The sequence below is a fragment of the Stenotrophomonas sp. YJH_SMC_127 genome (assembly GCF_059372445.1).
Genome location: NZ_JCAFVO010000020.1, coordinates 1 through 7,618, shown reverse-complemented (window position 1 = coordinate 7,618; position 7,618 = coordinate 1). Strand labels below are relative to the sequence as shown.

7 protein-coding genes and 1 pseudogene are annotated in these 7,618 nt (G+C 69.3%); 6 read left to right on the top strand and 2 right to left on the bottom strand.

Going from position 1 to position 7,618, the window contains the following annotated elements; genetic code table 11:
- The 6 genes and pseudogenes from AC5QAB_RS20975 to pcaC all read left to right on the top strand — a co-directional run.
- A pseudogene (locus tag AC5QAB_RS20975) lies at nt 1-332 on the top strand (3-oxoadipyl-CoA thiolase); the annotation flags it as partial.
- 69 nt (nt 333-401) lie between these two features.
- The gene (pcaH, locus tag AC5QAB_RS20970; protein WP_049464439.1) at nt 402-1,112 is read left to right on the top strand and encodes a protocatechuate 3,4-dioxygenase subunit beta; all 711 of its coding nucleotides are present in this window, start codon (nt 402-404) and stop codon (nt 1,110-1,112) included.
- 4 nt (nt 1,113-1,116) lie between these two features.
- Entirely contained in the window at nt 1,117-1,680 is a 564-nt protein-coding gene (gene pcaG, locus AC5QAB_RS20965) for a protocatechuate 3,4-dioxygenase subunit alpha (RefSeq protein ID WP_197639960.1), read from the top strand.
- Between the two features lie 90 nt (nt 1,681-1,770).
- A complete protein-coding gene (locus tag AC5QAB_RS20960; RefSeq protein ID WP_495233606.1) occupies nt 1,771-3,114 on the top strand; it encodes a 3-carboxy-cis,cis-muconate cycloisomerase in 1,344 nt (447 codons plus the stop codon).
- A gap of 26 nt (nt 3,115-3,140) precedes the next feature.
- Nucleotides 3,141-3,926 (top strand): 3-oxoadipate enol-lactonase, encoded by a 786-nt coding sequence (gene pcaD, locus AC5QAB_RS20955; RefSeq protein ID WP_053463258.1) that lies wholly within the window; start codon nt 3,141-3,143, stop codon nt 3,924-3,926.
- Between the two features lie 24 nt (nt 3,927-3,950).
- A complete protein-coding gene (pcaC, locus tag AC5QAB_RS20950) occupies nt 3,951-4,337 on the top strand; it encodes a 4-carboxymuconolactone decarboxylase (protein WP_049464447.1) in 387 nt (128 codons plus the stop codon).
- 76 nt (nt 4,338-4,413) lie between these two features.
- Here pcaC and AC5QAB_RS20945 read toward each other — a convergent pair whose 3' ends face one another.
- Together AC5QAB_RS20945 and AC5QAB_RS20940 are read right to left on the bottom strand one after the other, a co-directional pair.
- Entirely contained in the window at nt 4,414-5,268 is an 855-nt protein-coding gene (locus AC5QAB_RS20945; protein ID WP_150827408.1) for an IclR family transcriptional regulator domain-containing protein, read from the bottom strand.
- A gap of 101 nt (nt 5,269-5,369) precedes the next feature.
- Nucleotides 5,370-7,618, bottom strand: a 2,249-nt coding sequence (locus tag AC5QAB_RS20940) for a membrane-bound PQQ-dependent dehydrogenase, glucose/quinate/shikimate family (protein ID WP_495233605.1), incomplete at its 5' end; no start/stop codon positions are given.

Genomic DNA, 7,618 nt, shown 5'->3' with positions numbered 1-7,618 from the left:
CGGCCATCATGGGCATGGGCCCGGTGCCGGCCAGCCGCAAGCTGATGGCCCGCCTGGGCCTGTCCATCACCGATTTCGATGCCATCGAACTGAACGAAGCATTTGCCTCGCAGGGCCTTGCCTGCATGCGCGAGCTGGGCCTGGCCGATGATGCCGCGCACGTGAACCCCAATGGCGGTGCCATCGCCCTGGGTCATCCGCTGGGCATGAGCGGTGCGCGCCTGGCGCTGACCCTGCTGCGCCAGCTGGAATCCAGCGGTGGACGGCGCGGCCTGGCCACGATGTGCATTGGCGTGGGGCAGGGCGTGGCCCTGGCCCTTGAACGCGTGTGAGTCACCCCGCGACCCCGTAATCTGCACGACAGCTGCGGCCTGCGGGCCGCTCGCCAACAGGAGCACGCCATGAGCGATCCCACCGAACTGCGCGGCTACCGCAAGCCGTATCCCGGCAGCCAGCCGCCGCGCATCCATCTGCCCTATGCCTCCACTGCGCTGCGCGGGCCGGGCACCGACCCGATCGCCATCCCGGTGACGCTCTCGGAAGTGACCGGCCCGCGCCTGGACCGGATCACCCTCGGGGCGCATGCCGCCGACCTGACCGCAGGCTTCGCCGGGCAGCCCCAGGGCGAACGCATCATCGTCAGTGGCCGCGTGCTGGACGAGAATGGCCGTCCAGTGCGCAATACCGTGGTCGAGGTGTGGCAGTGCAACGCCGCCGGCCGCTACCTGCACAAGGGCGACCAGCATGACGCGCCGCTGGACCCGAACTTCAAGGGTACCGGCCAGGTCCTGACCGACAGCGAAGGCCGCTACCGGTTCACCACCATCAAGCCGGGTGCGTACCCGTGGCGCAACCACTACAACGCCTGGCGGCCGGCGCACATCCATTTCTCCCTGCATGGCGATGGCATCGGCCAGCGCCTGGTCACGCAGATGTATTTCCCCAACGACCCGTTGCTGGCGTTCGATCCGATCTACAACTGCGTGGACGATGCCAATGCGCGCGAGCGCATGGTGTCCTCGTTCGATTGGGAAAACACCGCCAACGAATTCGCGCTGGGCTACCGCTTCGACATCGTGTTGCGCGGTCGCAAGATGACCGTCTGGGAGTAAGACCATGAGTTTCCAATCCACTCCGTGGCAGACCGTGGGCCCGTACTACCGCCTGGGCCTGGAGCCGCTGTACCGCACCGACATCGCCCCGGCTGCCGCGCGCGGTGAGCGCGTGGAAGTGCAGGGCCAGGTGTTCGATGGCAATGGCGTGCCCGTGTCCGATGCAGTACTGGAAATCTGGCAGGCGGATGCGCAGGGCATCTATGCCCATGCCGAGGACCCGCGTAGTGACGACCACGACCCGGCGTTCGATGGCTGGGGCCGGGTGCCCACCGACGAGCAGGGCCGTTTCGCCTTCAGTACCGTCAAGCCGGGGCGCGTGCCGGGCCTGCGCGGCGCGCCGCAGGCGCCGCATCTGATCGTGCTGGTGTTCATGCGCGGCCTGCTGCAGGCCGCCCGTGGCCGTATCTACTTCAGTGACGAGACCAGCAACGGCGAGGACGGCATCCTGGCGCTGGTACCTGCAGAGCGCCGCCACACCCTGGTCGCGCAGGCGCAGGGCGGCGGCCTGTACCGCTGGGACGTGCACATGCAGGGCCCGCACGAGACGGTGTTCTTTTCCTATTGATCACGGCGCCCTCGACGCGCCTTCCGGCCACTCCACGCCCGCGTTCGGCGGGCGCGGGTAAGCTGTGGCCACCCATGATGGACTGCACCGATGAGTCACTCCCCAACGCTGCTGGGCGGTCTGTTCGGCGACCCCGCCGTCGACGCTGCGTTCACCGACGAGGCGCGCCTGCAGGCGATGCTGGATGTTGAACGCGCGCTGGCCCGTGCGCAGGTGCGATGCGGGGTGATTCCCGCTGCGGCGCTCGCCCCGATCGAAGTGGCCTGCAGCGCGGACCTGTACCCGCTGCCGGCGCTGTCGGCAGCGACGGCCCTGGCCGGCAACCCGGTCATTCCCCTGGTGAAAGCGCTCACCGCGCAGGTCGCGGCGCGCGACGCCGAAGCCGCGCGCTGGGTGCACTGGGGCGCCACCAGCCAGGACATCATCGATACCGGCGCGATGCTGCAGCTGCGCGCGGCCGTCGGCCACGTGCGGGCGCGCCTGCAGGTCCTGTGCACCGCGCTGGCGCGGCTGGCCCAGGCCGAGCGCGGTACTGGGCTGCCCGGGCGTACGCTGCTGCAGCAGGCAGTGCCGGTGACGTTCGGGCTGAAGGCGGCGGGTTGGCTGGATGCCCTGCAACGCAGCCAGCGTCGCCTGGAGGGACTTGCCGACGATACCCTGGTGCTGCAGTTCGGCGGTGCAGCCGGCACGCTGGCCTCGCTGCAATCACGAGGACTGGACGTGGCCGAAGCGCTGGCCGATGAGCTGCAGTTGCCGCTGCCGGCGCTGCCCTGGCACACCTCGCGCGATCGCATGGCCGAGCTCGGCAGCGTGTTCGCGCTGCTGGCCGGCAGCCTCGGCAAGATCGCCACCGACATCGTGCTGCTGATGCAGTCCGAGGTGGCCGAAGCGTTTGAGCCGGCGGGCGAGGGCAAGGGCGGATCGTCGGCGATGCCGCACAAGCGCAATCCTGTCGGCTGCGTGGCGGCCATCGCCGCCGCCACGCGCGTGCCGGGCCTGCTGTCCACGCTGTTCAGCGCGATGCCACAGCCGCACGAGCGCGCGGCGGGGCAATGGCACGCGGAGTGGGACACCGTGCCGGAAATCGTGCGGCTGTGTGCCGGCAGCCTGGCCCAGGTGTCCGTGGTGATACAGGGCCTGCAGCTGGACCGCGCGCGCATGCGCCAGCACCTGGACAGCCATGGTGGCCTGCTCTATGCCGAGGCGGTGGCGGTCACCCTGGGCGAGCGCATCGGCAAGCAGGCCGCGCACGCCCTGGTGGAACGCGCGGCCAAGCAGGCGCTGGCACAATCGCAGCATCTGCGCGAGGTGCTGGGGCAGATGCCGGACGTGTCCGCGCAGCTGTCTGCTGCGCAACTGGATGCCCTGTTCGCTGCCGACAGCTGGCGTGGCATGGCCGATACCTGGATCGACCGCGTGCTCGCGCGCGGCTGACCGTCACGTTGACCGCTGGAGCACGCATGCCCTTCCTCGATCTCCCCCAGCATCGCCTGCACTACCGGACCGAAGGCCGAGCCGACGGGCCATGGCTGACGTTCTGCAATTCGCTGGGCACCGACCTGGGCATGTGGCAGCCGCAGGTCGAGGCATTGGCCGCCCACTACCGCATCCTGCGCTACGACCGCCGCGGCCACGGCCAGTCCAGTGCACCGCCGGGCCTGTACACGGTGGCCGAACTGGGCGCGGACGTGCTGGCCCTGTGGGATCACCTGGGCATCGAGCGCAGTCACTTCTGCGGGCTGTCGATCGGTGGCCTGACCGGGCAGTGGCTGGGCGTGCACGCCGGTAACCGGCTGCGCACGCTCACCGTGGCGGCCACCGCGGCGAAGATCGGCACGCTGGAGGGCTGGCAGGCCCGTATCGCCCAGGTCCAGCACGATGGCCTGCTGCCGCTGGTCGATGGCACCCGCGAGCGTTGGTTCACGGCTGCCTTTGCACAGACCCACGCCAGCCAGGTTGAAGACATTCTGCAGCGCTTCCTCGCTACCCGCGTCGCCGGCTATGTGGGCTGCTGCAACGCGGTCGGCACGGCCGACTTCCGGGAGGCGCTGGGGCGCATCAGCGTGCCGCTGCTGGCCATTGCCGGCGACGAGGATCCGGTGTGCGTCCCCGCCGAGCTGCAGGCGATCGCCCACGGCGTGGCCCATGGCCACTATGCGCAGGTGCCTGGCCGCCACCTCTGCAACGTGGAATCGCCGCGGGCCTTCACCGATGCACTGGCCGCGCATCTTTCCGTGCAGCACTGACCTTCGCACAACAGGTGGACCCCGATGGACGAACAGGAACGTTACGAAGCTGGCCTTGCGGTACGCCGCCAGGTGCTGGGCGAGGCCCATGTGGAGCGCTCGCTGGAAGCCCGCACCGACTTCACCGCCGAATTCCAGGAATTCATCACCCGCACCGCATGGGGCACGGTATGGACGCGCGAGGGCCTGCCGCGGCACACGCGCTCGTTGCTGACCATCGTGATGATGGTGGCGCTGGGCCATGACGAGGAGTTCAAGCTGCACATCCGCGCGGCCCGCAACAACGGCGTGACGCCGGAGCAGATCAAGGAAGCGCTGCTGCAGGCTGCGATCTACTGCGGTGTGCCTGCGGCCAACCACGCCTTCGCGCTGGCCAGGCCGATCCTGGAAGAGCAGGCTTCGGAACGGTAGTGCCGGCCGCTGGCCGGCAACCTCCTGCACATCGGCAAGGCCGGCCGACGGCCGGCACTACCAGATTCAGTGCAGTTCAATTCAACAGCGTGCCGAGGCGTTGCGCGGCTTCGCGCAGGCGGGGCAGCAGCTGGGTCTGCATCACGCCCAGGCCAATGCGGCCGGCCTGGGTGCCGATGTTCAGCGCGGCGACCACTTCGCCGCTGCGCGAACGCACCGGTACCGCGATCGAGCGCAGGCCGATCTCCAGTTCCTGGTCGACCAGCGAAACGCCTTCGCGTCGCACCTTCTCCAGCAGTTCAAGGAAGTCCTCCATGCGCGTGACCGTGCGTTCGGTGCGCGGCCGCAAGGGAGTGCGCTCCAGGTAGCCCTCGAGCGTGTCGCGCGGCAGTGCGGCCAGCAGCACCCGGCCCATCGAAGTGCAATACGCGGGCAGGCGGCTGCCCGCACGCAGGCCGATGGACATGATGCGCACCGTCTCCGCGCGGGCGACATAGAGGATGTCATCGCCATCGAGCACGCCCAGCGAGCACGATTCGTGCACGTCATCGCGCAGCGCATCGAGTACCGGCTGCGCCGCAGCGGTCATCGAGGACGACGCAACGTAGGCGCCCCCCATGCCCAGCACACGCGGCAGCAGCACGTAGCCACGTCCCTGCTCACCCACATAGCCGAGCTTTTCCAGCGTGTACAGGACGCGTCGCACCGCTGCGCGCGAGATGCCGGTGTCACTGCTGATCTGCGACATGGTGACTTCGCGCGGATGCTGCGAGAAAACGCTCAGCACGGCCAGGCCGCGGCCGAGCGAGGTCATGAAATCCGGGTCCCCCTGGTTTTCCTGGATCTGCTGCATCAGCTCATGGGCCAGGCCGCGATCCCGCGGTGGCGCAGGGGGGCGCTTGGTGCTACGGCTGGGAGGAACGGCAGGCATGGCAGCAGCTTTCATCAGGTTCGACCTTGAATGGTAAGCGCTGGAACCCGCAACCGGTACCCACGGGGCGCGGCCAGGCAGGCCGCGCCCCGTGGCACGGGCTACGTGCGCTTCGGCAGCGCGTAGGCGATCACGTAGTCGCCACGGTCTGGCGACTGGCGCGCGCCGCCGGCGGAAATCACCACGTACTGGCGGCCCGTCTTCGGCGAGACGTAGGTCATCGGTGTGCCCTGGCTGCCCACAGGCATGCGGGCCTTCCACACTTCTTCGCCGGTTCGGCTGTCGAAGGCGCGCAGGTAGTAGTCCTGGGTGCCGGCGAAGAACAGCAGGCCCGACTGCGTAGCCAGCGACCCGCCCAGCGTCGGCATGCCGATCGGGATCGGCAGGCGCATCTTGATGCCCATCGGCCCGGTGTCCTTCACCGTGCCCACCGGCACCTGCCAGACCAGCTGCCGGGTAGCCAGGTTGATCGCCGACATCGTGCCGAACGGCGGCTTCTGGCAGGGAATGCCCAGCTTGGACAGGAAGCGGTCGCGCAGCGAGCCGTACGGCGTACCGGTCTGCGAGGCCGCGCCCATTTCCACGCCGCCGGCACCGCTGGTCATCTGCGCGCGCGGGATCAGCCGGGTCCACAGGCCCAGGCGCATGTCGTTGACGAACAGGTAGCCCGTGGTCGGGTCGACCGAAGCGCTGCCCCAGTTCATCCCTCCCAGCGAGCCCGGCCACTGCAGCGCCAGATCCTCGCCCGGCGGCGTGTACATGCCGTCGTAGCGGAACTGCTTGAACTGGATGCGGCACAGCATCTGGTCGATCGGGGTAGCCCCCCACATGTCCGACTCGGTCAGCGTTTCGGCGCCGATCTGCGGCAGGCCAACCGACAGCGGCTGGGTGGCGGCGTAGCGCTCACCTTCGGCGTTGCCCTGTGGCGCCGGAATGTCGCGTACTTCGCTGATCGGTACGCCCGTCTGCCGGTTGAGCATGAAGATCTGGCCCGCCTTGGTGACCTGCAGCAGTGCCGGCAACGTGCCGCCCTTGCCGTCGGGCACGTCGACCAGGGTCGGCTGTGCGGGCAGATCGTAGTCCCACAGGTCGTGGTGGACGGTCTGATAGACCCAGCGCTCCTTGCCGGTGGCCACGTCCAGCGCGACCACGGCCGAGCTGTACTTGTCATCCTGCGGCGTGCGCTCGCCCGCCCACTGGTCCGGGGTGGTATTGCCGGTGGGCAGGTAGACCAGGCCCAGCTGCGGGTCGTAGGCCATCGAGGTCCATACGTTGGGCGTGGCGCGCGTGTAGTGGATGGACGGATCCAGCGGCACGTCCGGAGTTTCCCGCGACAGATCCCAGACCCAGGCCAGCGCGCCGCTGCGCACGTTGTAGGCACGCACCACACCGGATGGCTCGCCCACTTCGATGTTGTCAGCCACCCGGCCGCCGACCACGATCAGCTCGCCGGCGACCAGCGGCGCAGCGGTCAATGTGTAGAAGCCCGGCTTGATCTCGCCCATGCCGGTCTTCAGGTCGACCACGCCGTTGCTGCCGAAGTCCGGGCACAGCGCACCGGTCTTCGCATCCAGCGCGAACAGGCGCGCATCGATGGAGGTCATCAGGATGCGCTGTTCGCACAGCGCCGCGCCGGTGCCGGTCGTGGCGGGGGCCGGCAGCGGTGCCGGGGTCGCGGCAACGGCTGGCGCGGTGGTCGCATCGAAATAGCCCAGGCCGCGGCAGCGCTGCCAGTTCGGTGCAGCGGCCTTGGGGTCGAAGGCCCAGCGCTGCTTGCCGGAGTCGGCATCGATGGCGATCACCTGGTTGTGCGGGGTGCACAGGTACAGGGTGTCGCCGATCTGCAGCGGCGTGTTCTGGTCTTCGGCGCCGAAGCCGTTGCTTTCCGGCACGTCACCGGTGCGCGCGGTCCAGGCGACCTGCAGCTCCTTCACATTGGCCGGGGTGATCTGGTCCAGCGCGGCAAAGCGGGTACCTGCCGTGGTGTTGCCCCAGTGCATCCAGTCGCGCTGCTCGGCACCCTTGGCCACCGGTACCACCGGCGGCGTCGCACCCTGCGCAGTCTGCAGCGGTCGGGGTTGGAACGCCGACAGCGCCGTGCCCAGCAGGCCGACGAGCAGCACGGCGGCAACGCCATAGGCGCCGCGGCCGGCCACCTGGCCGCGGCTGCGACGCAGCACCGGCCACGCCAGCGCGACCAGAAGGGCCAGCACCGCCGGCATCACCAGCCGCGATACCAGCGGCCAGAAATTCCAGCCCGCATCGACCAGTGCCCACGGCAGCGTGGCCAGGAAGGCCAGGCCATACAGCAGCGCACCGCTCGGCCGGCGCAGCACCAGCAGCAGGCCGG

Excerpts from the sequence above, each read along its gene's own strand:
- pcaH (WP_049464439.1), top strand. The coding sequence starts at position 402 with ATGAGCGATCCCACCGAACTGCGCGGCTACCGCAAGCCGTATCCCGGC.
- pcaG (WP_197639960.1), top strand. The coding sequence starts at position 1,117 with ATGAGTTTCCAATCCACTCCGTGGCAGACCGTGGGCCCGTACTACCGC.
- AC5QAB_RS20960 (WP_495233606.1), top strand. The coding sequence starts at position 1,771 with ATGAGTCACTCCCCAACGCTGCTGGGCGGTCTGTTCGGCGACCCCGCC.
- pcaD (WP_053463258.1), top strand. The coding sequence starts at position 3,141 with ATGCCCTTCCTCGATCTCCCCCAGCATCGCCTGCACTACCGGACCGAA.
- pcaC (WP_049464447.1), top strand. The coding sequence starts at position 3,951 with ATGGACGAACAGGAACGTTACGAAGCTGGCCTTGCGGTACGCCGCCAG.
- AC5QAB_RS20945 (WP_150827408.1), bottom strand. The coding sequence starts at position 5,268 with ATGCCTGCCGTTCCTCCCAGCCGTAGCACCAAGCGCCCCCCTGCGCCA.